At 68.8% G+C, this 24395-nt stretch carries 23 protein-coding genes; 8 read left to right on the top strand and 15 right to left on the bottom strand.

The window, feature by feature from the left end; translation table 11 throughout:
* The first annotated feature begins 81 nt into the window (after positions 1-81).
* Positions 82-1284, top strand: coding sequence for an alanyl-tRNA editing protein (locus NO878_RS03700; protein ID WP_256404607.1), 1203 nt, complete (start codon positions 82-84; stop codon positions 1282-1284).
* On the opposite strand, the gene NO878_RS03695 is transcribed toward NO878_RS03700, so the two are convergent.
* Positions 1281-2501, bottom strand: coding sequence for a carboxypeptidase-like regulatory domain-containing protein (locus NO878_RS03695; RefSeq protein WP_256404606.1), 1221 nt, complete (start codon positions 2499-2501; stop codon positions 1281-1283). The two genes, NO878_RS03700 and NO878_RS03695, sit on opposite strands and share 4 nt — an antisense overlap.
* Before the next feature lie 171 nt (positions 2502-2672).
* On the opposite strand from NO878_RS03695, the gene NO878_RS03690 reads away from it, so the two are divergent.
* The 3 genes from NO878_RS03690 to NO878_RS03680 all read left to right on the top strand — a co-directional run bounded on the left by NO878_RS03690 (position 2673) and on the right by NO878_RS03680 (position 5833).
* Positions 2673-3239 (top strand): HAD family hydrolase, encoded by a 567-nt coding sequence (locus NO878_RS03690; protein WP_256404605.1) that lies wholly within the window; start codon positions 2673-2675, stop codon positions 3237-3239.
* Positions 3240-3437: 198 nt separating this feature from the next.
* Positions 3438-4790: a ribonuclease J gene (locus NO878_RS03685; protein ID WP_256405457.1), complete on the top strand. Its 1353-nt coding sequence runs from the start codon at positions 3438-3440 to the stop codon at positions 4788-4790.
* Positions 4787-5833 (top strand): polyprenyl synthetase family protein, encoded by a 1047-nt coding sequence (locus NO878_RS03680; protein WP_256404604.1) that lies wholly within the window; start codon positions 4787-4789, stop codon positions 5831-5833. The genes NO878_RS03685 and NO878_RS03680 overlap by 4 nt, the downstream gene beginning before the upstream one ends.
* Before the next feature lie 21 nt (positions 5834-5854).
* Here the strand turns inward: NO878_RS03680 and NO878_RS03675 are convergent, their stop codons facing one another.
* From NO878_RS03675 to NO878_RS03640, 8 genes are all read right to left on the bottom strand, one after another.
* Positions 5855-6808, bottom strand: coding sequence for a metal-dependent hydrolase (locus tag NO878_RS03675; protein WP_256404603.1), 954 nt, complete (start codon positions 6806-6808; stop codon positions 5855-5857).
* 72 nt (positions 6809-6880) lie between these two features.
* Positions 6881-7432: a mechanosensitive ion channel domain-containing protein gene (locus NO878_RS03670; RefSeq protein WP_256404602.1), complete on the bottom strand. Its 552-nt coding sequence runs from the start codon at positions 7430-7432 to the stop codon at positions 6881-6883.
* 41 nt (positions 7433-7473) lie between these two features.
* Positions 7474-7818, bottom strand: a complete 345-nt coding sequence (locus NO878_RS03665; protein WP_256404601.1) for a DUF7116 family protein — start codon at positions 7816-7818, stop codon at positions 7474-7476.
* Between the two features lie 50 nt (positions 7819-7868).
* Positions 7869-8138, bottom strand: a complete 270-nt coding sequence (locus tag NO878_RS03660) for a DUF5816 domain-containing protein (RefSeq protein WP_379823876.1) — start codon at positions 8136-8138, stop codon at positions 7869-7871.
* Entirely contained in the window at positions 8116-8481 is a 366-nt protein-coding gene (locus tag NO878_RS03655) for a HesB/IscA family protein (protein ID WP_256404600.1), read from the bottom strand. The genes NO878_RS03660 and NO878_RS03655 overlap by 23 nt, the downstream gene beginning before the upstream one ends.
* 48 nt (positions 8482-8529) lie before the next feature.
* Positions 8530-9210, bottom strand: a complete 681-nt coding sequence (locus tag NO878_RS03650) for a DUF8071 domain-containing protein (RefSeq protein WP_256404599.1) — start codon at positions 9208-9210, stop codon at positions 8530-8532.
* Positions 9211-9250: 40 nt separating this feature from the next.
* The gene (gene hisD / locus NO878_RS03645; protein WP_256404598.1) at positions 9251-10519 is read right to left on the bottom strand and encodes a histidinol dehydrogenase; all 1269 of its coding nucleotides are present in this window, start codon (positions 10517-10519) and stop codon (positions 9251-9253) included.
* Between the two features lie 70 nt (positions 10520-10589).
* A complete protein-coding gene (locus NO878_RS03640) occupies positions 10590-10868 on the bottom strand; it encodes a DUF8028 family protein (RefSeq protein ID WP_256404597.1) in 279 nt (92 codons plus the stop codon).
* A gap of 298 nt (positions 10869-11166) precedes the next feature.
* Between NO878_RS03640 and NO878_RS03635 the strand changes: the two genes are divergently transcribed.
* On the top strand, positions 11167-12249 hold the full coding sequence (locus tag NO878_RS03635) for a putative sulfate/molybdate transporter (protein WP_256405455.1): 1083 nt from the start codon (positions 11167-11169) through the stop codon (positions 12247-12249).
* On the opposite strand, the gene ggt is transcribed toward NO878_RS03635, so the two are convergent.
* The gene (ggt, locus tag NO878_RS03630) at positions 12246-13865 is read right to left on the bottom strand and encodes a gamma-glutamyltransferase (RefSeq protein WP_256404596.1); all 1620 of its coding nucleotides are present in this window, start codon (positions 13863-13865) and stop codon (positions 12246-12248) included. The two genes, NO878_RS03635 and ggt, sit on opposite strands and share 4 nt — an antisense overlap.
* A 236-nt stretch (positions 13866-14101) precedes the next feature.
* Positions 14102-14386 carry a translation initiation factor eIF-1A gene (eif1A, locus tag NO878_RS03625; protein ID WP_256404595.1) on the bottom strand — a complete coding sequence of 95 codons (285 nt, stop codon included), beginning with the start codon at positions 14384-14386 and terminating at the stop codon, positions 14102-14104.
* A 161-nt stretch (positions 14387-14547) separates the two neighbouring features.
* Here eif1A and NO878_RS03620 point away from each other — a divergent pair, with 161 nt between their 5' ends.
* A complete protein-coding gene (locus NO878_RS03620; RefSeq protein WP_256404594.1) occupies positions 14548-15567 on the top strand; it encodes an alcohol dehydrogenase catalytic domain-containing protein in 1020 nt (339 codons plus the stop codon).
* An 8-nt stretch (positions 15568-15575) separates the two neighbouring features.
* Here NO878_RS03620 and NO878_RS03615 read toward each other — a convergent pair whose 3' ends face one another.
* Positions 15576-17222 (bottom strand): potassium channel family protein, encoded by a 1647-nt coding sequence (locus tag NO878_RS03615; protein ID WP_256404593.1) that lies wholly within the window; start codon positions 17220-17222, stop codon positions 15576-15578.
* 3 nt (positions 17223-17225) lie between these two features.
* Positions 17226-18548, bottom strand: coding sequence for an MFS transporter (locus tag NO878_RS03610; RefSeq protein WP_256404592.1), 1323 nt, complete (start codon positions 18546-18548; stop codon positions 17226-17228).
* Positions 18549-18639: 91 nt separating this feature from the next.
* Here NO878_RS03610 and NO878_RS03605 point away from each other — a divergent pair, with 91 nt between their 5' ends.
* The gene (locus NO878_RS03605) at positions 18640-19647 is read left to right on the top strand and encodes a sodium:calcium antiporter (RefSeq protein ID WP_256404591.1); all 1008 of its coding nucleotides are present in this window, start codon (positions 18640-18642) and stop codon (positions 19645-19647) included.
* A gap of 21 nt (positions 19648-19668) precedes the next feature.
* On the opposite strand, the gene NO878_RS03600 is transcribed toward NO878_RS03605, so the two are convergent.
* Both NO878_RS03600 and NO878_RS03595 read right to left on the bottom strand, forming a co-directional pair.
* Positions 19669-21510 carry a formate/nitrite transporter family protein gene (locus tag NO878_RS03600; RefSeq protein WP_256404590.1) on the bottom strand — a complete coding sequence of 614 codons (1842 nt, stop codon included), beginning with the start codon at positions 21508-21510 and terminating at the stop codon, positions 19669-19671.
* A 78-nt stretch (positions 21511-21588) separates the two neighbouring features.
* The gene (locus NO878_RS03595; RefSeq protein ID WP_256404589.1) at positions 21589-22620 is read right to left on the bottom strand and encodes a proline racemase family protein; all 1032 of its coding nucleotides are present in this window, start codon (positions 22618-22620) and stop codon (positions 21589-21591) included.
* 366 nt (positions 22621-22986) lie between these two features.
* Between NO878_RS03595 and NO878_RS03590 the strand changes: the two genes are divergently transcribed.
* Entirely contained in the window at positions 22987-24345 is a 1359-nt protein-coding gene (locus NO878_RS03590; protein ID WP_256404588.1) for a cytochrome P450, read from the top strand.
* Positions 24346-24395 lie beyond the last annotated feature (50 nt).

Raw genomic sequence — 24395 nt, 5'->3', positions numbered from 1 at the left:
GGCAGGTCAGCGGTCACCGAGCGGCCGACGCCCTGCACGCGAGCCGACCGGATTTATGGGTTGGGCGTCCGACCCCTGCCCATGCAGACGCGCGCTCCTGCCGAGCCCGACGTACGGGAGTTTGAGGCGACCGTCGCGGCCGTGACCGACGGTGAGACGGGTTGTGCAGTGGTTCTCGACCGGACGTACTTCTACGCCGAGAGCGGCGGCCAGCCGGCCGACCGCGGCACGCTCGCCGGCGTCCCCGTGACGGACGTACAGGCCGGCGACGAGGGTGTGGTACACCACCTGGCCGCGGACGCGGACCTGTCGCCCGGGGACGAGGTGGCCGGCGTGATCGACGACGAGTTCCGGACCTACTGCACCCGTGCCCACACGGCGAGTCACCTCCTCTATGGGGCGGGCCGGCGGCTCCTCGATGGCCTCGGCTACGGTGGGTTCGATATCGACGCGGAGAAGGTCCGCGTCGACCTCGCGACGACGACCGATATCGACGATTCGGTGCTGGTGGAACTCGAACGCCTCACCAACCGTGCGGTGTGGGACTCCCGTCCCGTCTCGTGGGAGGAGGTCCCGGTCGAGGCGGCCCGCGACCGCGAGGCGGTGGCGTTCAACACCAAGACCGAGGAGGGTGTGATGAGCGGCGCCGATACGGTCCGCCTCGTCGAGGTCGAAGACTGGGACGTGGCCGCCTGTGGCGGCACACACGTCCGAAACACCCGCGAGATCGGGCCGGTCGAGATTCTCGGCCGGTCGAACCCCGGAGAGGGACTCACGCGCGTCGAGTTCGCGGTAGGTCCAAGCGCCATCGACCGCCGGGCGACGGTCCGGCGTGCCGCCCGCGACGCCGCCCGCGACCTCGATACGAACGTCACCGCCCTCGACGAGGCGGTCACGGCGCTGCGGGCGGAACGCGACGACCTCGCGTCCGAGGTGGCGGCGTACAAATCGGAGGTGCTCGGCGCGCGACTGGGCGCCCTCCCGACGGTCGAACGCGACGGGGCGGTCTGGCGGGTCGGCACCGTCGCCGACTTCGGTCCCAACGAGGTCGGCGAGGCGGCACAGGAGCGGGTCGGCGACGGCGTCGACGCCCTCGCCGTCGTCGGCGAGGGGCCGGCCCCGTACGTGGTCGTCGCGACGACCGGTGACGTGGATGCCGGCGACGTCGTCGACGGGGTGACCGACCGGTTCGGTGGTGGCGGCGGCGGCGGGCCGACGTTCGCTCAGGGGGGCGGCCTCGACGCCGACCCTGCCGACGTCGTCGCGGCCCTGCGAGACGCCTAGCGGCGCCGGAGCGCGACGACGAGAACGGCGAGGAGGGCGAGGACGGTGAGAATTCCGAACCCGGGGCTGGTCCCCGTCGTCGTCGGTTCGGTCGCCGTGGGGTCTGCCTCTTCTGTCCCTGTCGCGCCGGGCGGCGTCGTAGCGCCCTCGTCGTCGCCGATGGCTTCGACCTGCACCTCGTTCGACCGGACGCCGTCGTTCGTGACGTAGAGCGTGTGTGTGCCGGGGTCGGTGATCCGCACCGTGACCTCGCCGTCGCTGTCGGTGGTGCCGACCTGCTCCCCGTCGAGAACGACCGTCGCGACCGCCGCGCCGTCGCCGTAGGCGTTGGTCGCCCGGAGAACCGTGCGTTCGCCCGCTACCACCCGCTCGTTTATGGCTTCCAGCGTGATCGACCGCGTGCGCGAGAGGTCGACCGCGACATCCTCGGCGTCCTCACCGACCGTCACCTCGCGTTCGGCGGTACGATAGCCGTCGCGGGTCACCCGCAGGGTCGCCTCGGTGTTGACCGGGGCGGTCAGGGTTGCGTTCCCGCTGGCGTTTGTTCGGTCGGTGGCGACGTCACCGAAGGCGACGGTCGCCCCGGAGACGGACTCCGGCGGGTCGAAGTAGGGGTCGACGACCCGGACGTTCACCGACACCGATCCGCGTCTGAGTGCCACCCGGTTTGTGATCGATCCCTCGATTTCGAGGGACTTTTCGCGGGTGTAGTAGCCGGGCTTGTTGACGACGACGGTGTACGTCCCTGCCGCCAGCGTCTCGGACTCGAAGACGCCGTCCGAGCCGGTGGTCCCCGTCTGGTAGGTCAGTCCGCCTCGTTCGATCACGACCGACGCGTCGGCCACCGAGCCGTCGTCGTCGCTCACTTCCAAGCGGACGGTACTCTTCCGGTACACGTCGATCTCCACGTCCGTTTCGCTCGCCGACTCGACGACGTACGGCGAGTTGCGGACGTACCGTGGGTGTGTGACGGCAATCTCGACTGTGGCACCGGTGGGCGCGTCCACGAACGCCTTGCCGTTGGCTGCGGTCGTGGCCGTCGTCGACCCGTCCTCCCACGTCGCGTCGAGGTCGGTGTCGCTAACGGGGTCGCCGTCGGTGTCGCGGACGGTAATCGTCAGGGTGACCGTATCGCCGGACTGGGCTGTGACCGGGGCGACCGGGGCGACGAGCACGAGGACCAGAACAGCGCTCAGGACCGTGGGGGGACGGAACATGAGAACGTGTACGACACCCGACAACAAATAGCTCGTGGCAGGGTCCACGGCGGCCGTCGGCACAGAGCCGGCTATCCAGCGCGCCCCGAACAGGGGGGTGACGGGAGCCGTTGCCGTCGCACGACCGTGGCGACCGAAGACGCCATTATCCGGGGACGCGTATCGCAAGGCGTGAGCACCCGTATCGACGACTACGGCGCCATCGTCTACGACCTCGACGGGACACTGGTCAGACTGGCGGTCAACTGGAAGGCCGCCGCCGAGGAGGCGACGGCAGTCTTCGCCGACGCGGGCGTCGACGCCGACGCCGACCTCTGGTCGTTGCTCGAAGTCGCGCCCGAACACGGCCTCGGGGAGAAACTGGAGTCGATCCTCGCGGCCCACGAGCGACAGGGCGCCGAGCGCTCCATCCGTCTCCCTCTCGCCGACCGTCTCCCGCACCGCGACCGACCGGTCGGCGTCTGTTCGCTCAACGCCGAGTCGGCCTGTCGGCTGGCGCTCGACCGCCACGACTTGTCTGCCCACGTCGGGGCCGTCGTCGGGCGGGATTCGGTGACGACACACAAACCCGATCCGGCGCCGTTGCTGGCGACCGTCGACCGTCTCGGAGCCGACCCTGAGACGACGCTGTTCGTCGGCGACTCCGAACGCGACGCCGTGACCGCCGAGCGTGCGGGCGTCGCCTTCGCGTGGGCCGACACCGTGGCCGACGGTGACGGTGTCCCCGCCGAGCGGTAGTGCGGCCGCGGAGCGGACCCACGTAGTTTTTATCACCCCGGTGTGTAGTGGCTCGTACCAACGACCCGCGGGCAAGTGCGGCAGCGGCCGCACGCGGGGACCAGCGACCGACGTGCTGTAAGACGCCGGGGCCGGTGGCCCCCGAGGACGGGATTTGAGTGAGCGGTCCGCCACGCGCGTGGCGTTTCAATGCTAACCATGGAAATCGAAATCGCAACCATTGGCGGCTACGAGGAAGTCGGTCGGCAGATGACTGCCGTCCGCGCCGGCGACGACGTCGTCGTCTTCGACATGGGTCTGAACCTCTCGCAGGTACTGATCCACGACAACGTCGAAACCGAACAGATGCACAGTCTCGACCTGATCGACATGGGCGCTATCCCCGACGACCGGGTGATGAGTGACCTCGAAGGGGACGTCCAGGCAATCGTTCCGACCCACGGGCACCTCGACCACATCGGCGCCATCTCGAAACTCGCCCACCGGTACGACGCCCCCGTCGTCGCGACGCCCTTTACCATCGAACTGGTGAAACAGCAGGTGCAGGGCGAGAACAAGTTCAACGTCGACAACGATCTGGTGAAGATGGACGCGGGCGAGACGATGTCCATCGGTGACTCCGGGTCGGTCGAACTGGAGTTCGTGAACGTCACCCACTCGATCATCGACGCGATCAACCCGGTCCTCCACACGCCGGAGGGGTCGGTCGTCTACGGGTTGGACAAGCGGATGGACCACACGCCGGTGATCGGCGACCCGATCGACATGAAGCGGTTCCGTGAGATCGGTCGTGAGGGTGAGGGTGTCCTCTGTTACATCGAGGACTGCACGAACGCCGGATCGAAGGGCCGAACGCCGAGCGAGTCCGTCGCCCGGAAGCACCTTCGAGACGTGATGTACTCCGTCGAGGACTACGACGGGGGAATCGTCGCCACGACGTTCAGTTCCCACATCGCACGGGTCACCAGCCTCGTCGAGTTCGCCAAGGATATCGGCCGTCAGCCGGTCCTCCTCGGCCGCTCGATGGAGAAGTACTCGGGCACCGCCGAGCGCTTGGACTTCGTCGACTTCCCCGAGGATCTGGGGATGTACGGCCACCGGAAGTCCGTCGACCGCACGTTCAAGCGGATCATGAAGGAGGGCAAGGAGAACTACCTGCCCATCGTCACGGGCCACCAGGGAGAACCGCGGGCGATGCTGACGCGGATGGGCCGTGGCGAGACGCCCTACGAACTGGACGACGGGGACAAGGTGCTGTTCTCGGCACGGGTGATCCCCGAGCCGACCAACGAGGGCCAGCGTTACCAGTCCGAGCGGCTGCTCCGGATGCAGGGCGCGCGCATCTACGACGACATCCATGTCTCGGGGCACCTCCGCCAGGAGGGTCACTACGAGATGCTCGACGCTCTCCAGCCCCAGCACATCGTTCCCGCCCACCAGGACCTCGAAGGGTTCGCCCCCTACGTCGACCTGTGTGAGAGTCAGGGCTACGCCCTGGGCCGTGACCTGCACGTCACGCGCAACGGCAACATGATCCAGCTGGTGGAATGACGACCGACTCGACGGAAGAGCGGGTGCTCGCGGCAGTTCGCGAGCGCCGCGAGCGTGTCAACGCAGCCTTGGACGAGGACCTCCCACTCGTAGAGCCCGAACGGCTCTGGGAGGCCTCACGGTACCTGCTGAAGGCAGGCGGGAAGCGACTCCGACCGACGGTGTCACTGCTCGTCGCCGAGGCCATCGCAGACGTGCCCCCGCTCTCCGTCGACTACCGGCAGTTTCCCGCGCTCGATGGCGGCGAGGTGGACGTGATGGCCGGGGCGCTGAGCCTCGAAGTCATCCAGTCGTTCACCCTCATCCACGACGACATCATGGACGACGACGCGCTCCGGCGCGGGGTGCCGGCCGTCCACGAGGCCTACGACGTCGATACCGCCATTCTAGCGGGAGATACGCTCTACTCGACGGCCTTCGAGATCATGGCCGAGACGGGAGCGGCCCCCGCGAACGCTCTCGAGGCGATGCGGATGCTCGCGAACACCTGTACGCGCATCTGCGAGGGGCAGGCCCTCGACGTCGAGTTCGAACACCGAACCGAGGTGTTGCCCGAGGAGTACCTAGAGATGATCGAGTCGAAGACCGCCGTGTTGTACGGCGACGCGGCGGCGACACCGGGGATCCTGCTCGGCGCCGACGAGGCGGTCGTCGACGCGCTCTCCGACTACGGCATCCACTCCGGGACCGCGTTTCAGATCCAGGACGACGTCCTCGATCTGACAGTCCCGTCGAAGCATCTCGGCAAACAGCGCGGGTCTGACCTCGTCGAAAACAAGGAGACGCTCATTACCCTTCACGCCCGACAACAGGGGGTCGACGTGGACGGACTGGTCGACGCCGAGGACGCCGAGTCGCTCACCGACGAGGCCGTCGAGTCGGCAGTCGAGACGCTCCACGAGGCGGGAAGCATCGAGTACGCCCGCGAGAAGGCCCGCTCGCTCGTCGAGCAGAGCAAGGCCGACCTCGATGCCCTCCCCGACAACGAGGCCCGATCCCTTCTCGAGGACCTCGCCGAGTATCTCATCTCGCGGGGCTACTGAGCCGCCGTATCTCCGTTTCGGTCACCCGACGACTACGTAGGCAACGGTGTAGGCTAGCCACGCGACCGTGATTGCCGACAGGCCGGTCAGGAGGGCGGGGAGCCACCCGGGCGGTTCGACGGTCGGTCTGTCGGCGGTGCCGACCAGACGCACCGTCGGCAGGGCGCCGACGAGGCCGACCCCGAGCACCGAGAACACGAACGGGTAGGACAGATCGAGCGTCGGCGCCGGGATGAGGAGGATACTCGCCGCGTAGCCTGCGCCGAGGGTGGCCCGCGGGGACACGGCAGTCCGGGGCCGAAGACCGGTCGCGGCGCCGGCGACGGCGACGGCCGCCCAGATGGTCGCGAGTTCGACTCCGAACGCCGCGAGCAGGTGGAGAGTCGGGTCGGCCGCGAGGACGAGTCGGTCGGTCACGAGCGCCGTCTCGAAGGGATAGAGCATCGCCGGCGGTTCGCCCGTCACGAGGTCACCGAAGGGGTGGGAGACGAGACCGACCACCCCGACGGCGAACACCGTCGCCGGAGGGAGGTCGGTGTACCGACGTGCGAGGATTCCGATGGCCGCCGCGCCGAGGACGAAAGGCACGGTGACGACGGCCCCGAGCGGTCCGCTCACGGTCAAAGCGAGGGCGACGACGCCGACACCGAGGGTGAGGGCGACGAGTCGAGTGGCCCGACGGGACGGGCCGGCGAGCGCCGCGACGAGGGCGACCGGCGGGGCGAGCACCAGCGAGTGGGTGACCGTGCGGTGAACGAGGTTGCCCGTCGACCAGAACGCGGACGCGAGGGTCAAGGCGTCGCCGCTCGCGGCGGACACGACACCCACGAGGGCGTACGCGATGTCGACGTCGGGAAGCGAAGCGAACGCTCCCGCCAGCAGGCCGACGGTGAGGGCTCGCTCCGCGGTCCAGCCGCGACCAACCGCGACGCCCGCGACGATGGCGAACGCGACGGCGGCGTGACCCACGAACATGACCTAATTTCTCGCGGCGCGACTATAAAGTGCGCGGGCGACGTGACAACGGACCGCACAGAATCGCCGGTGTCAGCCCCGCTCGCCGCCGACTTTCGTCCAACGAGCCTCGATATCGGCGTTTCCGCGGACGACGACGTCGCCGTCGACGCCGAAGCGGGTCTTCCGGAGTTCGATGGACCGGACGACCCCCTCCATGTCGCCGACGCGGACGGTGTCGCCGGCCTCGAAGTCGGGGTCGCGAAGCAGATAGATTCCGGCGACGGCGTCGGCGATCATGTCGCTGGTGGCGTAGGAGACACCGAGCGCCACGAAGCCGGCGGCGGTGCCGAGCGAGGCGGCGATGCCTTCCAGTCCCACCACCGAAAGCGTCGAGAGGCCGACGCCGAACCAGAGGAAGACGGCGACGACCGTCGTCAGGAACTGTCGGTAGACGGGCGACTGCCCGCGCATCGTTCGGGCGAGCACCGCGTTCAGGACCACGAGGACGAGTTTGACGAGAAGCGCCGCCAAGATGAGAAAAACCACGCCCGTGATGACGGTCGGCAGCGTGTTGACGAGGCGCTCGATGAACGCGACGAGCGCCCGCCGAACGAGGGCGGACTGGAAGACGAACTCGGCCATATCCTACGGGCGGGGGCGAGGAAGGTAAAGGTGCGGCGCGACTACGCCGCCGTTTCGACGCGGTCGACGACCGTGTAGTCGTCATCCTCGGCGTCGACGCCGATGACCGCCCACTCGTAGTTCGGATCGAGCCCCGCGAGTCGGTCGCGGAGCGTCCCTGCGGATTCCATCCACGTGACGAAACAGCGGAGGTGATATTCGGATCGGCCGCCGTCCGCGCGCAACTGTCGCGGCGCGGACGCCTCATCGGCGTCGAGTGCGGTCACGTGGACGGTTCGCCACTTTCGCTCGGCCCGAAGATCGGTCCCGTCGCCGTCGACGGAGTAGCCGAGGCGACGGAAGATCCGTCGGGCCTCTTCGACGGGTGGCATGGTAACAGGGGCCATGTACCCTCTACTACGGCGGGTCGGATGATAAGTGTTGTCACGGTAAGGAGTCACTCGTGGGCGGCGTCCCAGCGATCCGGTTTCCGGAGATTTCCGCAGGCGTTGCATTCGATCCGTCCCATGGTGTCCATGGCGGTGTCGAAGGCGTCGCAGTTGCCACAGAGATATCCCCACGGACGGTCGCGTTCGGAAGTGCAGTAAGCGATGAAAAAGGGGCCGTGGGTGCCGCGGTCGGGGGCCGCCCGGTCGATGTAGACCGTCGTGTCGTCGGGCGCCGAACGGCGCACGAGCGACGCATCAGGTTCGGAAGGATTCCCCACAGCCACACTCCGAGACGACGTTCGGGTTCTCGACGTGGAAGCCCTCCGCTTGGAGGCCGGCCTCGTATGCGAGGACGGAGCCGCCGATGTAGTCGGCGCTGGCAGGGTCGACGAACACGCGCAGGTCGTGAGACTCGACCACTAAATCGTCTTCCTCGGGTTCGTCGTCGAACCGCATGCCGTAGGAGAGCCCCGCACAGCCGCCCTGCTGGACGAACAGTCGTAGACCGCCGACGTCGCAGTCCATCCCCTCTCGATCCATCAGGTCGAGGGCTTGCGTGGCGGCTTCGGGGGTGATCTCAACCACGCTGTCGCTTGCCCCAGTCACGCTCTCGGTACTCATAGCTCTCTGTACACCGCCGAGCCTGTTAACCCTGACGGGGCGACGTAATCACTCAACGTTACGTTCCCCGCGCTCTGCCCGGACGATCCGAACGGCACGCCGGGTGGCGGCCCCCAGCGGGTAGCCGACGACGACGACGGCGACGCTTCCGACGGCGGCCACGCCGGCCGCGATGGCGACTGCTTCCGGGAGAGAGACGACTCGCTCGCCGCCGTACGTGGACACGGTGGTTCCGTAGCGGGTGACGGCGACGCCGAAGACCGGGGCGGCGACGAGGACGCCTGTTGGGACCAGTCCCGCCCGCGCGACGGCGCCCGCGGCGGCCAGACCGACGAGCAGGGCTGCGCCGACGAAGACGGCGACTCGGGGGGCGGTGCCGGTCCAGGTGCCGACGAGCCACCGTTCGAGCGGGTGGTAGCCGACTGTCGTCGCCACGAGACCGGCGGTCAGAACCGCGAGAACCGGCGCGACTCCCGCGAGGATCACAGAGACGGCGGCTCGGCGGCCGAGGACGAGCGCGGCGAGCGGCCCGCGGACGACGCGGACGACCGGGCCGCGGAGGGCGGCGACGGCGGCGCCGAGGCGGTGGAGGCCGGTCCCGGTCCACCCGAGAAGCGCCACGACTCCCGCGGCGAGGACGGCGGCGAGCCAGCGCAGTCCCGAGAACAGGTATCCGAGCGACGAGCGGGTTCGATCCAGGGCGGTCGGAACGGGGTTGGAGGGAGGCATCGTCGTCCCATTGACACGCCTGGCCCCTCAACGTTGTGGACTACTCGAACCGACGGCGGACGCTGTCGGCGTGGCCGTACAGCCCCTCGGCTTCGGCGAGGGTGGTGATCGTCCCCGAGAGGGAATCGAGGGCGTCCCGGTCGAGTCGCTGAACGGTCGTCGAGCGCAGGAACGTCTCGACGGAGAGGCCGCCGAAGCGCTTTGCCTCGCCGCCGGTCGGGAGCACGTGATTGGTGCCGGAGGCGTAGTCACCGGCCGCGACGGGCGTGTACGGACCGAGAAAGACACTTCCGGCGCTGTCGATCCGGTCCAGTAGTGCCTCGTCGTCCGCCGCCTGGATCGAGAGGTGTTCGGCGGCGTACTCCTCGGCAAAGAGGACAGCCTCGGACATCGAACGCGCGAGGAAGACGCCGCTGGCGTCGTTTTCGAGCGCCGCCGCGGCCGTCTCGCGCCGTGCCATCTCGGGGAGGCGGGCGTCGAGTTCCTCGACGACTGCCGTCGCGAGCGCAGGATCGTCCGTCACCGCGACGACCGAGGCGTGGTCATCGTGTTCGGCCTGAGCCAGCAGGTCGGCGGCGACGTAGCCCGGCTCGGCGGTTTCGTCCGCGAGGACGAGCACCTCGCTCGGGCCGGCAAGAAAGTCGATGTCGACGTCGCCCCGAACCTCGGCTTTGGCGGCGGTCACCCAGCGGTTGCCCGGGCCGACCACCTTCTGGACGGGCGTCACCGTCTCCGTGCCGTAGGCCACGGCGGCGACCGCTTGAGCGCCGCCGATGCTGTAGACGGCGTCTGCGCCCGCCTCGTGGATGGCCGCGAGCGTCGCCGGGTTCAGTTCCTCGGCCGGCGGCGTCGTCACCACGACGTGATCGACGCCCGCCACCGTCGCGGGGACGATTCCCATCAGCGCGCTGGAAGGGTAGGCGGCCGCGCCGCCGGGGACGTAGACGCCGACGCTGTCGAGCGGGCGGAATCGCCGCCCGAGTTCGCGGCCGCCGAAGTCCTCGCGCCAGTCGTCGGGGCGCTGTCGCTCGTGGAACTCGCGGACGTTGTCGGCGGCGTCTCTGATCGCTGCCAGCAGTTCCGGATCGGCGTCCTCGTGGGCGGCCGCCGCGGCGTCGGTCACGTCCAGGTTACCGACCTCGACGCCGTCGAACTCGCGACAGAACTCCCGAACGGCCACGTCGCCCTCGTCGCGGACGCGGTCGACGATCCCACGCACGTCCTCACGGACGCTCTCGACCCCCGCATCACGGTCGAACAGTGCCGCCCGCTCCGCGGGGCCGAGCCCCTCGATTTCGCGTACTTCCATACCGACACCTTGCGCAGGCGGGCGAAAATGAATTCCGGTTCCCCCAACAGAGCCAGCCGACCGCGGGCGGTCACTCGGGCCGATTGTACGAGTGGCCGACGACGAACGCCACGGTGTTCAGGCCGAGCAACCCCGCAAAGCCAAGCTGGTTGCCGGTCACCACGCCCATCGCCAGCAACGGGACGTACGTCAGCGGGAGCAGCGTCGCCACCCAGAAGGCGACGAAACGAACCGGCAGGGCGGCGTACGCGAGTGCCGCACGGAGGGTATTCTGGAGGGCCGGAAGCGGGTCGGTGGCGGTGCCGTCGAGGAGCGTGGATTCGGGGGTGGACATGGTGACTGGCTGCACTCACCGCTTGTCCCCCCACCTCCATATAGGGGGCAAATCGTTGCGGTGTCTTCGCGTCGTTTCGCCCCATCACCGCTCACGACCGTTCGGTTTGGGTCGTTTTACGACGGCCCTAGAGATTTTTAGAGAGTTTATCGGCGTTGCATATCGCTCTATACCGGACCAATCTGATCCACCCCGCCCGATGAGTTCGGGATCGTCGGACATAACCGAAAACGATTACGCCAACGCCGAAACGTGACATATATCATTTTCTCGATAGATCTTTGCCTTTAGAGCGGGAATATAGGACCAAGTGATATCGCTGGCCAGTTGGCGGGAGACGCGGTTCGACATCGCCTGGGGCGAGGTGACGGGTGCCGTCGGTGACACCGTCACCGTCCTCCCAATCGTCGTCGCCGTCGCGGCGCTCACCGACCTCGCTCTGGGGCGTCTCCTCCTCGGGTTTGGAGTCTTCCAAGTCGTGTGGGGCCTCTACTACGGCTATCCGCTGTCCGTCGAGCCGATGAAGGCACTCGCCGCGTTGGTGATCGCCGGCGGCCTCTCGGGCGGGGAGTACGTCGCCGCGGGACTGCTCGCCGGCGGAACCCTGCTCCTGGTCGGGGTGACCGGGACGCTCGACCGCCTGGCGCCGTACGTCGGGGAACCGGTCGTTCGCGGCATCCAAGTCGGGGTTGCGCTCGTTCTCCTCCGGACGGGCGTGACGACGGGACTCGGTTCCCCGCGACTCGCCGCGCTCTCCGTCGCCGTCGCCCTCGTCGCCGTCGCGATGGGCTATCGGAACACCGCCGCGCTGGCCGTCCTCGCGATGGGCGGCATCATCGCTGCGGGCGCCGCCGGCACCGTCACGCCTCGCCTTCCGACGCCCGTTCTCCTCGATCCCTCGACGCTCACCGTCTCCCGGAACGCCGTCGGTGCGACGCTCGGCCAACTGGCGATGACCGTCGGCAACGCCGCCGTCGCCACCGCGCTGCTCGTCGACGAGTACTTCGACGCCGACACCTCACCGGACGACCTCTCGACCAGTATGGGCCTGATGAACCTGCTGGCGGTCCCGCTGGGAGCGATGCCCATGTGTCACGGGAGCGGCGGCGTCGCCGGCAAGTACGCCTTCGGCGCCCGCACCGCCACCGCGAACGTCATCCTCGGCGGGTTCTACGTCCTGCTCGCCGTCGTCGCCGTCGACCTCGTGGCCGCATTTCCGATGGCCGTCCTCGGCGTCGTTCTCGTTCTCGTGGCGGTGGAACTCGGACGGGCGGGCGCCGACACGGACGATCCGCTGTTGACTGGCGGTATCGGCGTTCTCGCGCTCCTGACGAACGTCGGAATCGCCTTCGTCGCCGGCCTCGTCGGCTACCACGCCCTCGCCCGACTCCGCTAGAACCCCGCGGCGGTCCCATCCTTGCGCGGTTCGGTCGCGCCCGAGATGACGCCGTCGGCGACCCGGGTGATCTGGCCGCCGCCGAACTCTGTGGCCGGCTTGACGACCACGTCGTGGCCCCGACGGGCGAGTTTCGGGAGGAGGCCGGCGGGGAACCGGTCCTCGACCGCCAGCGATCCATCCTCGAGGTAGCGCCAGCGCGGCGCGTCGAGCGCTGCCTGGAGCGGCATGTCGTAGTCGAGGAGGTTCGCAAGCACTTGGAGGTGGCCCTGGGGTTGCATATACCCGCCCATGACGCCGAAGGCCGCCCAGTCGTCGCTATCGAAGCGGGCGAGTCCCGGGATGAGGGTGTGGAACGGCCGCTTGCCGGGTTCGATCCGGTTCGGGTGGTCGGGGTCGAGCGAGAACGAACTCCCGCGATTCTGGAGTGTGATCCCCGTCCCGGGCACGACGACGCCGCTCCCGAAGTGGCCGAAAATGGAGTTGATAAAGGAGACGACGTTGCCCGCCGCGTCGGCGACGGTCAGGAGGACGGTGTCGCCGTCGCCGGGGGCGGCCGGCCCGCCGACCGAAACCGAGCCCGCCTGCTCGCCGACCGTTGCCGCCCGCTCGGCAGCGTGAGCCGTCGAACCCAGCGCCGGGACGTCCTCGAACGTAGGGTCGGTGATGTAGTGGTGGCCATCGTGGAAGGCCCGCTTCAGCGACTCGGCGAAGTAGTGAACTCGCTCGGGGGAGTCGTAGTCGTACGACCCGGCGTCCAGTTCCGCCGCGATGTTCAGCGCCTCCAGAGCGATCAACCCCTGGTTGTTGGGCGGGAGTTCGTACACCTCCGCGCCGCGGTAGGTCGTCGAGACGGGATCGACGTACTCCGGTTCGAAGCCCGCGAGGTCGTCGGCCGTCAGCAGGCCGCCTCGCTCGCGCACCGACTCCCCGATGCGCTCGGCGAGCGCCCCCTCGTAGAAGGCGTCGGCCCCCTCCGTGGCGATGGTGCGAAGCGTCGAGCCGAGGTCCGGGAGCGTCATCACCTCGCCCGTCTCGGGCGCACGCCCGTCGAGCAGATACTCCTCGCGGGCGTCCGTCTCGGTGAACAGCGTCTCGGCGGCCGTCCACATGCCGGCGATCACCTCGCTGACCGGGAACCCCTCGGTCGCGTAGTCGATGGCCGGTCGAAGCGCCTGCGACAGCGACAGGGTGCCGTGGTCGGCGAGCAGCGTCTCCCACCCGCGGACGGTGCCGGGGACGGTGACGGCGAGCGGGCCGTCATCGGGCATCGACGCCGCCTCGGGATCGGTTCCCGTTCGCTCCGCCACGCGCTCCCGGACGGTCCCGGCGGTCGCTGCGGCGGGTGCCCCGCCGCAGGCGCGGAAGGCTCCCACGTCGCCGTCGGCGGTGCGATAGAGCGCGAAGGCGTCGCCGCCGATGCCCGTACTCATCGGCTCGACGACGTTCAGCGCCGCCGCCGTCGTCACCGCCGCATCGAAGGCGTTACCCCCCTCGCGAAGCGCCGTGACTCCCGCTTGCGCGGCGAGTGGCTGGCTCGTCGCCACCATACCGTCCTGTGCGTACGCCGTCGACCGCCGCGAATCGAAGCGGTCGAGATCCGGGTTTCCGTCCATGGCCACTAGCCCCGGGGATAGCACAAAAGTCGTTGGGTATGGGGCCAGTATAACCGTAAGAACGGACGGGAGTTCCGGGATCGTCGGCTCTTCGTGCAGTACGCCCAGAGACGCATACGCGGGGACGTCCGGCGCCTCGGAACTGTGTCGCGACTCGGCGACTGTCGTCTGATAAAAGATACGCCGTGCGTTCCCGGTCGGCCGTCTCGCAGCCACGGCGGCCGCCACCGGCCGAATCAGTCGATGTGGCCTTCGCGGCGCAGTTGGTCGGCGTCCTTTCCGGAGTAGCGCCACTCGATGTTTGCCTTCTCGTCTTGCCAGTCCCACGGCTCGACGAGCACCACGTCGCCCTCGTTGATCCAGGTGCGGTACTTCATGCGGCCGGGGATACGCCCCATCCGGTTCTCGCCGTCCTCACAGCGGACGCGGACGTGATTCCCACCGTTGTGCTCTGTTACTACGGCGAACAGCTCGTCGTCGTCGGGCATTCGGAGGTCCCGACGCCCTGTCTCTTCGCTCATACCGTTCTTTCGCGGTCCGGACGGTTAAGTCATCGGAGACGCCCGGTAACGTTTCACATTATTCGTCGGGTCAGAGTCGTTTACCGAGGGACCGAACGCTCCGAGTCGGGCTGGTGGCGCCAACCCCCAGCCTTACGTCGCCGGCGCCGCATTTCCGACCGATGCGTGCCGCTGCATTCACCGAGCTAACGGGACCGAACGGCGTCAGCGTCGTCGATCAGTCGACCCCGGAACCGGGACGGGGCGAGGCGACTGTCGACGTCGCAGCCTGCTCGATCAACCACCACGACCTCTGGATTCTGAACGGCGCGTCGGCGATGGTCGACCCGACCGACCTCCCCTTCGTCAGCGGTCTCGACGTGGCCGGGACGGTTCGCGCCGTCGGCGAGGGGGTCGCCGACGTCGACCCCGGCGACCGGGTGCTGCTCTGCCCGAACGAGACGTGTGGGGACTGTCGGTTCTGTCGCGAAGGCCCGGAGAACCTCTGTGCGTCCTACTCGCTGTACCACGGGGGACTCGCGGAGACGGCCTGCGTGGAGGCGTCGCGTCTGATCCCCCTGCCCGACGGCGTGGACGCCACGACTGCCGCGGCGCTCCCAACGGCGTATCTGACCGCCTACCACATGCTCCGCCGGGCGGAGTTAGAGCCTGGCGACCTGCTCTTCGTCCCCGGCGCGACCGGCGGCGTCGGCGTTGCCGCCATTCAGTTGGCCGACGTCCTCGGCGTCCGGAGCATCGGAACTTCCGCCTCGGCGTCGAAACTGGAGACCGTCGCGGCGTTGGGCGCCGATCACACCGTCCAGGGGACCGACCCCGAGGACCTCCGGGAAGCCGTCGCGTCCATCGGCGCGCCCGACGCCGTCATCAACCACCTCGGGGGCGAGTTCACCGATCTCGGGATGGACGTGATGCGCCGCGGCGGGCGGATGATCGTCTGTGGACGCACCGCGGGGCCGACCTCCGAGATCGACATTGCCGACCTGTTCCGCGGCCACAAGCGAATCATCGGGAGCACGATGGGGACACAGACGGATCTCGAACGACTGGTCGACCTCGTCGCGACGGGCGACCTGTCGCCGCGGATCGACCGCACCTTCCCGCTCGACGAGACCGGCGAGGCCTTCCGGACCATGGAAGAGCGCGACACACTCGGCAAACTCGTCGTGACGACGGGGGAGTGAACGCCCGGTCAGTCGCTCCGTGACCCCATCGTCTCGGTGAAGCTGTTTGTCCCCGCGTCGGTGCCGGCGATGACGAGTTCGTCACCCTCCTCGATCCGGAACGCGGGGCCGAGATCGGTCACCATCTCGCCGTCCCGTTCGACGCCGACGACCGTACACCCTGTGCGTGCGCGCACGTCCGCCTCGCCGAGCGTCCGTCCGACGAGGCCAGGGGCGTGGGTGCGAATCACCTCCACCTGCTTGTCCAGCGAGATCACCTCCTCGTCTTCCAGAATCGTCGAGGCGAGCATCCGGCCGCTGACCGTCGCCAGCGACAGGACGTAGTCCGCGCCGGCGCGGTACATCTTCTGGACGTTCTCGGTCTCCTCGGCCCGGGCGATCAACTCGACCGACGGGTTCAGATCGCGCGCGACGAGGATGGCGAACTCGGTGAGCGTGTCGTCGGGGAGCGCGAGGATGAGAGTGCCAGCGTCTTCGATACCAGCCCGGACGAGCGCCTCGGGATCGGTCGCGTCGCCAACCACGTCGACCGTCGGATCTTCCGCGCGATCCATGACGACGTGGGCGATATCCGCCGCCGAGAGCGCATCGGCGACCGTCCCTCCGACCTCGCCGTGGCCGACGACGACGGTCCGCCCCCGGCCGAGCGAGCGAACGTCCGACAGCGTCATATCCTTCAGGCGTTCCAGTTGCGTCTCGCGGCCGCTGACCAGCAACACGGTGCCGCCGTCGATCACGGCGTCGGGTGCCGGTGGACTCTCGAACTCCCCGCGGAACCACGCACCGACGACGTTCGCGCCCGACTGCTCGCGAATCCCACTCTCGGCGATGGTGCGGCCGACGAGGTCGCTCCCCCGGTGGACCGGAAGCTCCGCCACCTCGAAGTCCTCGCCAATCTCGATGGCTTCGCCGAGTTCCGTCGAGATACCTGTCGTTACCTTGGCGGCGAGTCCCTCGCCGAGCAGCGCCCGAGGCGAGAGGACGTCGTCGGCGCCCGCGAGGCGGTGGTACCGCTCCCGGTCGGGGTCGTCGACGACGCTCACCGTTCGGACGTCCGGCGCGACCTCCTCGGCGGTCAAGACGATGCTCGTGTTTACGGGGTCGGTGTCGTCGGCGACGAGGGCCTGTGCCGTAGAGAGGCTGGCGGCTTCCAAGCCGTCGACGGACTGCGGATCGGCGTGGACCACGTCGTACCCCTCCTCGTAGCGGTCCCGGGCGCGCTCGCGGTCGGGTTCGAGGATCAGGTGTTCGACGTCCCAGGAATCGAGTTCGTCGACGAGGGTCTCACCCCGCGGCGTGAGCGTACAGACGACGACGTGATCCGAGAGGTCCTCGTCGGCGGCCGTGGGCACCGTCGTCGACATAGCCTCCTCGAACAGCGGGAAGACGAGGACCGGAAGCGCGAGAAAGATGAGCACCACGCCCGAGAGGTCCATCGCGATGACAAAGAGGTTCATCGCGGCGCTCGACCACGGGGCGTCGGAGCCGTAGCCCGTGGTCGTGAACGTCTCGACGACGACCTGGAGTGCGTGCAGAAAGCTGATCGGCGAGCCCTCGAAGAGGCTCATGCCGGCGTCGTACGCCGCCGCGTAGCCGAGCATCACCCCAACGAGGACGACCACGTAGATCAGCGTCCGCCGCTGCCAGGTATCCATACCTCACCCTGGACCGTCCGTGGAATAAACCGTCCGCTCCGTGTCGGCGGCGCGGTCACGCCCGACGCGTCGCCGGAGGAGGAGCACGACCACCGCGCCCGCGGCGACGAGGCCGCCGGCCACGCCGAACGTGCGAAGGTAGCCGGTCGCCGCCAGCCACCCGCCGACGACGCTCCCGACGCCGCTCGCGAACGTCGAGAGGGCGCTGTACACCCCGAGTGCTTCCCCGCGGACGGTTGGCGGGGAGAGCCGCGTGACGAGCGTTCCAGCGGAGACGGCGATGACCGCCCACGCGAGGCCGACGGCGACGAACAGGGCGACGGTCGGCGCCAGCGCCCCGCCGGTCAGGACGAGAGCCGGAAATGCGACGCCTCTGACCGCCAGCGCGCCGACGTGGACCAGCGTCACCTCGTAGCGTGCCGTGAGCGTCGCGGCGACGCCGAAGCAGGCGGCCGCGGCGACGTTCAAGACCAGATAGAGGCCGAAGACGCCGGAGTCACCGACGCCGACGCCCGCGAGGTAGGCTGGCAGCGGAGCGAAGAAGGCGCCAAAGCCCGCGAACGCGAGCGTGATGGCGAGGAAAAAGACCGCGAGTTCGGGGGTGAATCGCCGGACGAACCGCCGTGGATGGAGTCCACGGACGTCCATCCGTCGGGCGGTGAACGGGAAGCTCGCGCCGCGGACGCCGAAAGGTCGCACGTCGCGGAGTGCGCGGCGCAGGCGACGCGGTGTCGGGGCGGCGCTCGGGGAGTCCGGGTCGGGATCGGCGGGCAGTGAGCGGGCGGCGACGACCCCGCCGACGCCCGTACTCGCCGCACAGATCAGACACACGGCCCGCTGGGCGGTGACCGCCGCCCAGCCGAGTCGGTCGCCCGCGAGGACGACCACGAACCCGACGAGCAGGCCGAGCGCCCATCCCACACCCTGTATCTCGTTGAGCCGGGCGATCCGGTCGCTCCACGCCGACTCCGGCGTATCCACGACGGCGAGGAGGGTAAGGACCGGCACCGCGGCGGCGAACGCGAGCCAAATCGCCGCGTTCGCGACCACGACGGCAGCGATGGCGTCGAGGGCGGGCACGGCCGCGAGCGAGACGGCGACGACGCCGACGGCCGCGAGCACGTACCGCCGGCGCCGGCCGGTGCGGTCGGCGAGCCACCCGATGCCGAGAGCTCCGGGCGTTCCGGCCGCCGCGGCCGCGGCCGCGAGAATTCCGAGCGTCGCTGGGCCGCCGCCCAACTCCACGACGTACAGCGGCACGATGAGCGACGCACCGCCGAGTCCCAGCGAGGCCAACCCCCACGCGTAGAGCCACCGGTCGGACACGTCCGGCTACTCGCCCCCTCGGGACTTATACCGGGCGGTCGCCCGACCCGAGGAGGGGGGTTTTTGCCCGTTCCCGTCGACAACCCGGGCGGTGCTCGGACCCACGCTCGCGGCCGGCCTCCTGGTCGCTTCGACCGCCGTCATCTGGATGGGGAGTGAACGCCTCGAATCGGCGGCGGCACGGCTCAGCCGCTACTACGGGCTGCCGGTCGCCGTCCACGGCGCCGTCGTCGTCGCCGTCGGATCGAGCTTTCCGGAGCTCAGCTCCGTCGTCATCAGCACGCTCCTCCACGGCGATTTCTCGCTCGGTGTCGGCGCCATCGTCGGCAGCGCCATCTTCAACCTGCTGGTGATCCCCGCTGTCGCCGCCCTCGCGAGCGAGGAACTGGAGACGACCCGTGACATCGTCCACAAGGACGCCCAGTTCTACATCATCAGCGTCCTCGTTCTCTTTCTCACGTTCGCCCTCGGCGCCACGTACGTCCCCGACGGGACAGTCGAGGCGGCGGTGCTCACGCCGACGCTCGCGGTCCTTCCCCTGCTCACCTACGGCGTCTACGTCTTCCTCCAGTATCAGGACACGCGCGAGCATACCGCCACCCCGTCGTCCGACATCGCGGTGGGTCGGGAGTGGGGCTGGCTCGTCGTCGCGCTCATCCTCATCGCCGTCGGCGTCGAGGGCATCGTGCGGGCCGCCCTCGCGTTCGGCGCCTTCTTCGGGACGCCCTCCTTTCTCTGGGGGATCACCGTCATCGCCGCGGCGACTAGCCTGCCCGATGCGTTCGTCAGCGTCCGCGCCGCTACGGACGACGACGCCGTTACCAGCCTCACGAACGTCCTCGGGAGCAACACGTTCAATCTGCTCGTAGCCATTCCCGTGGGCGTCCTGCTCGGCGGGTCCGTGACCGTCGACTTCCGGGTCGCCACCCCCATGCTCGGGTTTCTCGCCTTCGCGACGATTGTCTTCGTCGTGCTTACCCGGACACATCTCGAACTGACCGATCCCGAGGCGTACGCGTTGCTCGGCCTCTATCTGATCTTCCTCGGGTGGATGACCCTCGAGACGGCTGGCGTCGTCGACGGGGTACAGGGAATCTGAGCCGCGGACCGAACCGACGAGTCAGCGCTTGGTCGGCTCCCGGGGGTCGGCCCGCCGGCCGAACAGTCGCTCGCGGAGGCTCCGGGGCGACGCACGTTCGGCCAGCAACACCGAACAGTCGACTTCGTCGACGACGTCGAGCCTGAGCGAGTCGGTGACGAGACGGGGGAGCAGTCCACGTTCGACCGCGCCGATGACGACCAGCGAGTGGTCGGCCGACGCCGTCGCGATGGCGCCCTCGACGTCGCCGGCGGTGTCGACGACGCGTTCGGCGTCGTCGAGGCCGTGATCGGTCGCCCACCGGTCGAGGAACGCCTCACCCGCCTCGCGGGCGTCCGGGCCGTCGACGACGTGGAGGAGCGTACTCGACGCGCCGGCAGTCGATCCGAGCGCCCTGGCCATCTCGCTCCCGAGCGCGCAGTCGGCCGAGTCGACGGTCGGCAGGAGGATTCGCGAGGTGTCGAGGTCACGGTCCCGCAGGGCAAGGAAGTCACACGGCGGCGCGCCACGCAGGTCCGTCAGCGACCGTCCGCCGCGGCCGGTCGTCCACGGGCGGTTGTCGTCCCAGCCGATCATTAGCAGGTCGGCGTTCTCGCGTTCGGCCACGTCGAATATCTCGTCGAACGACCGGTGGGAGACGATGGTCGACGTTTCGACGTCGACATCGTGGGTTCGGACCGTCTCGCGGACCCCTTCGAGGAGTTCGTCGGACTCGTCGATGATCCGGCGGTGTTGGCCGGCACCGTATCCGCCGGCCCGTTGGCTGGGCACCTGCACCACGTGGACCGGGTGGACGACCGCCGCCTCCCGGTCGCGCGCGACGAGACAGGCGAGTTCGATCAGGCGTCGCTCGGTCCGTGGGTTGGCTATCGGGACGATAATTCGGTACGGTCCGTCGTCGTCGGCGACGCGTTCGCCCGTGTTGACCAGCGGGACGTACGGTCGGCCGGCGAGGCCGCCGAGAACCCACTCGCGGGGCGACAGCTGGCGTTTCGCCCCCTCGAACCGCGCGGATTCGAGCCGGTGTTCGGTCGTCTGGAAGTAGTTGACGACGGTCACCAGCAGGACGCCGCCGACGGTGTTGCCAAGCAGGACCGGGAGTGCGAACTCCGTGACGCCGACGACGATTGAGAGGTCGTCGACGAGGACCAGATAGACCATCTCGGTGTACGAGACGACGATGTGAAACAGGTTGCCGAGCGGCACCGCGAGGAAGGCGAGATAGACGACGGCGATCCGGGAGACGGTGTCGCGAGCGGCGTATTCGACCCACACGACGCCGGCGACGATCAGGCCGGCGAAGGCGGCCTTGACGAACAGCGTCGATGGCGCCGTCTCGACGCCCTTTCGCCCGAGTTCGACGGCTGTCGCGGCCGTCGACGGGGAGAAGACGCCGCCCCACGCGAGCGCGGCAGCCCCGATGGTTCCCCCTGTGAAGTTGCCCGCGAGAACGACCGTCCAGTTTCGCAACAGCGCCGGCACGCTCACCAAGCGTTCGAGCGTCAGCGCCACCGGAGGGAGCGTATTCTCCGTGTACAGCTGATACCCCCCGATGATGATGTAGATGAATCCCAGTGGGTACAGCATCGCGCTCAACACGGGGTGACCGTCGGTCGATGCCGTCAGCGACGCGTACAGCAGGAACGTGATCGTGATGGCGAAGCCGGCTGCCAGCCCCGAAAAGAACAGCTCACGGCTCCCCGCGGTGATCTCCTCGTCGGCCGCCGCGACGATACGCTGGAACACCTCGTCCGTCGAGAATCGGTCTCGGACCACCTCCCCGACCGCTGGCGCGCCGCTCCGAGACCGCTCGACGGCCTCCCGCACTGTCTCCTCCGGATCCGGCGACTCGTCAGAACTCATGCGCGAGGAGACTGGTCGAAGCAACTAATCCTTTGATGCACGCTCACGGCAGGGCCGGACGGCGGCCTTCTCGATCAACTAGCCGTCCGACGCGGAGAGACTGAACCCGCTCAGCCCGTCCCGCGGGTCCTTCAGGAAGGTGTGACGGCCCGTGATCCGGGCGCTACCGGTAATCGTGGGGACGGTCGTCTCGACCCCGTCTCGCTCTCTCGTCTCGACGATCCGCCCCTGGAACCGCGTTCCGATGATGCTCTCGTGGACGTACTGGTCGCCGACCGAGAGTCGGCCGGTCTCGTACAGCAGCGTCATCTTCGCACACGTGCCGGTGCCACAGGGGGAGCGGTCCACCTGGCCGTCGCCGAAGACGACGATACTCCGGTCGGCGTCGTCACCCGATTCGTATATTTCGGTGATCGACACGCGGGCCGCGTCACCGGTGAGGGGGTTGACGACGTCGAGACGCTCGTTGACGGCGTCCCGGATGTCGAGGCCCCACTCGACGAGTGCGTCCGTCGGGGTGGTTTCGAGGGAGCCGTCCAAGTGGGCGGCGTCGACGAGCGCGAAGAAGTTCCCGGCGTAGACGACATCGACTGGGAGCGACGCGTCCGAACACGGACTCGGAATCGTCACTCTCTCGTAGACGAACGATTCGACCATCCGGAGTGTGACGGCGTCGACCCCCTCGTCGGTACATCGTGGCCGTGCTTCGACGACCCCCGCCGGGGTCTCGACGCGAACCGTCGGATCGGCGGAAAGTTCCCCTAACTCGACGAGCGCCGAGACGACGCCGATGGTCCCGTGACCGCACATGTCCAGATATCCGTCGGCGTCCAGGAAGAACACGCCGAGGTCGGCGTCGTCGTCGTGTGGGTCGACGACCACCGCACCGAACATGTCGTCGTGACCTCGCGGTTCGCGCATCAGCAGTTCGCGGACCCAGTCGTACTGAGCAGCGAACGAATCGCGCCGGGCGCGGACACTGTCGCCCGCCAGGGTCGAACTGTCGACCCCATCGAGAAGGATCCGCGTCGGCTCTCCCGCCGTGTGCGTATCGACCGTGGTGAAGGTTGCCTCTGCGGGCACGGCGTCGAGTTCGACGTCCACGTTCATCCCCCGACTGACCCCCGTTGCCCGCCCGGTGTGTCGTGGGGACGGCGACGATTCCGGAGTGCGCCGGTGGGGACGATGCTCGCAGCGCCGGCCGGCGTGAACGACCGGTGGACCGTTCTCTGCCATCCGCCCGCGGGCATCGTATTTGGGTTCCGCATCTCGAATCGAGACGGACGGCGGGAACGCATATATCTATTCCCTCCGATGACGTCTCCCAGTATCTCCCGTACGGGGGAAGTGGGCGTCACACTTCCATCGCCGATCCGGGTGCGAAAGGAGACCCTGCCGTTCGCTGCCCGGTCGTGTTGCCCTGACGCCGCCGCCGTGATCCCCGAGGTATAAGCCTCGGAAACGAGACATACCGGTATGTCATCGGGCGACGGCGCGGCGGCCCCACTGCCGCCCTACCCTTCGACGCTCGGTCACCCGCTGACCCACACCGTCGGGGCGATGCGCGACGTCTTCGGCTTCCGGACCCGAGCGATGGCCGAACACGATTTCGTCCGCGTCAAACTCCTCGGCCCGGGCGACGTCTACCACCTCGGCCACCCGAACCACTTCGAGCACGTTCTCCTGAGCGGCCGCGACGACTTCCGGAAGTCCGACGACTTCAGAATCGCCTTCGACGGCGGACTCGTGGCCGTCGAGGGGGATAGCTGGCGCCGCCAGCGTGGGGTGTTACAACCCCTGTTCGCCCGGGACCGACTCCTCGATCACGCCGAGGAAATGGTCGCGCAGGTCGAGCGCCGGTGTCGCCGCTGGGCGGACGGCGACCGGATCGACCTCGCCGCGGAGACGGGGCAGTTGAGTCTGGATATGCTGTTCGCGACGCTCTTCGGGCGCGAACTCGCCTTGGACGGCGACGAGTCGATCCGGACGGCCGCCGACCGCCTACAGGACTGGTTTACCCCTACCTCCTACCCGCTCCCGCGCTGGGTGCCGACGCCGGCCCGTCGGCGGTTCGAACGCGGGAAGGAACGCCTCCACGCCGTCGCCGGCGACCTGCTCGACTCGGCGGCGGACGATCCGCCGGCCGATCCGTCGGCGGCCGACGACCTCCTCTCTCTGCTGGTCGCGCTCCGGGAATCGGGGGCGGCCCCCGAGGGGGCGCTGGACGACGACCACCTTCGGGACCAGGTGGTGACGATGATCTTCGCCGGGCACGACACCACCTCGACGGCCATCGCCTTCGCGTTCTACGCGCTGGCGACCAACCCGGACGTGCGGGCGCGGTTCCACGCCGAGGTCGATTCCCTCGATGGGCCGCCGACGGTCGACGATGTCGACGCTCTCGGCATGACCGAACGGGTCGTGACCGAGACGCTCCGCAAGTATCCGCCGGTGTATACGATCCCTCGCGAGGCGGCGACCGACGTGACCCTGGACGGCTATCGCATCCCCGAAGGGGCGGCGACGTGGCTCACCGTCGATCAGGTGCACCGCGACCCACGGTTTTACGATGACCCCGACGCCTTCCGTCCCGAGCGCTGGGCGACCGACCTCCGCGAGCGCCTGCCGGATTTCGCGTACGCACCCTTCGGCGGCGGCCCGCGTCGCTGTATCGGGCGCCAGTTCGCCCTGCTGGAGGCGACACTCGCCCTGGCGACGGTCGGCCGCGAGTACGACCTCCGCTGGCCGGGCGACCCCGACGCGGACCCGCCGCTGGTCGGCGCGATGACGGCACGCATGAAGCCCGGCACGGAGTTCGTCGTCGAACGGCGATAGCGGAGGAAAAGCCCACGGCAGGGGACCGGTGTCGGTGGAGGGTCAGGGAC

Origin of the sequence: Haloplanus ruber, assembly GCF_024494725.1 — an archaeon.
In the GTDB taxonomy this organism is placed as follows: domain Archaea; phylum Halobacteriota; class Halobacteria; order Halobacteriales; family Haloferacaceae; genus Haloplanus; species Haloplanus ruber.
The sequence above is the reverse complement of the archived record's forward strand: the minus strand, read 5'-3'. Positions and strand labels throughout refer to the sequence as shown.

Coding starts and splice junctions, on each gene's coding strand:
- NO878_RS03700 (WP_256404607.1), top strand. CDS start 82: ATGCAGACGCGCGCTCCTGCCGAGCCCGACGTACGGGAGTTTGAGGCG.
- NO878_RS03685 (WP_256405457.1), top strand. CDS start 3,438: ATGGAAATCGAAATCGCAACCATTGGCGGCTACGAGGAAGTCGGTCGG.
- NO878_RS03695 (WP_256404606.1), bottom strand. CDS start 2,501: ATGTTCCGTCCCCCCACGGTCCTGAGCGCTGTTCTGGTCCTCGTGCTC.
- NO878_RS03600 (WP_256404590.1), bottom strand. CDS start 21,510: ATGAGTTCTGACGAGTCGCCGGATCCGGAGGAGACAGTGCGGGAGGCC.
- NO878_RS03595 (WP_256404589.1), bottom strand. CDS start 22,620: ATGAACGTGGACGTCGAACTCGACGCCGTGCCCGCAGAGGCAACCTTC.
- eif1A (WP_256404595.1), bottom strand. CDS start 14,386: ATGAGCGAAGAGACAGGGCGTCGGGACCTCCGAATGCCCGACGACGAC.
- NO878_RS03650 (WP_256404599.1), bottom strand. CDS start 9,210: ATGCCTCCCTCCAACCCCGTTCCGACCGCCCTGGATCGAACCCGCTCG.
- NO878_RS03655 (WP_256404600.1), bottom strand. CDS start 8,481: ATGAGTACCGAGAGCGTGACTGGGGCAAGCGACAGCGTGGTTGAGATC.
- NO878_RS03665 (WP_256404601.1), bottom strand. CDS start 7,818: ATGGCCCCTGTTACCATGCCACCCGTCGAAGAGGCCCGACGGATCTTC.
- NO878_RS03675 (WP_256404603.1), bottom strand. CDS start 6,808: ATGTTCGTGGGTCACGCCGCCGTCGCGTTCGCCATCGTCGCGGGCGTC.
- NO878_RS03590 (WP_256404588.1), top strand. CDS start 22,987: ATGTCATCGGGCGACGGCGCGGCGGCCCCACTGCCGCCCTACCCTTCG.
- NO878_RS03620 (WP_256404594.1), top strand. CDS start 14,548: ATGCGTGCCGCTGCATTCACCGAGCTAACGGGACCGAACGGCGTCAGC.
- NO878_RS03615 (WP_256404593.1), bottom strand. CDS start 17,222: ATGGATACCTGGCAGCGGCGGACGCTGATCTACGTGGTCGTCCTCGTT.
- hisD (WP_256404598.1), bottom strand. CDS start 10,519: ATGGAAGTACGCGAAATCGAGGGGCTCGGCCCCGCGGAGCGGGCGGCA.
- NO878_RS03680 (WP_256404604.1), top strand. CDS start 4,787: ATGACGACCGACTCGACGGAAGAGCGGGTGCTCGCGGCAGTTCGCGAG.
- ggt (WP_256404596.1), bottom strand. CDS start 13,865: ATGGACGGAAACCCGGATCTCGACCGCTTCGATTCGCGGCGGTCGACG.
- NO878_RS03670 (WP_256404602.1), bottom strand. CDS start 7,432: ATGGCCGAGTTCGTCTTCCAGTCCGCCCTCGTTCGGCGGGCGCTCGTC.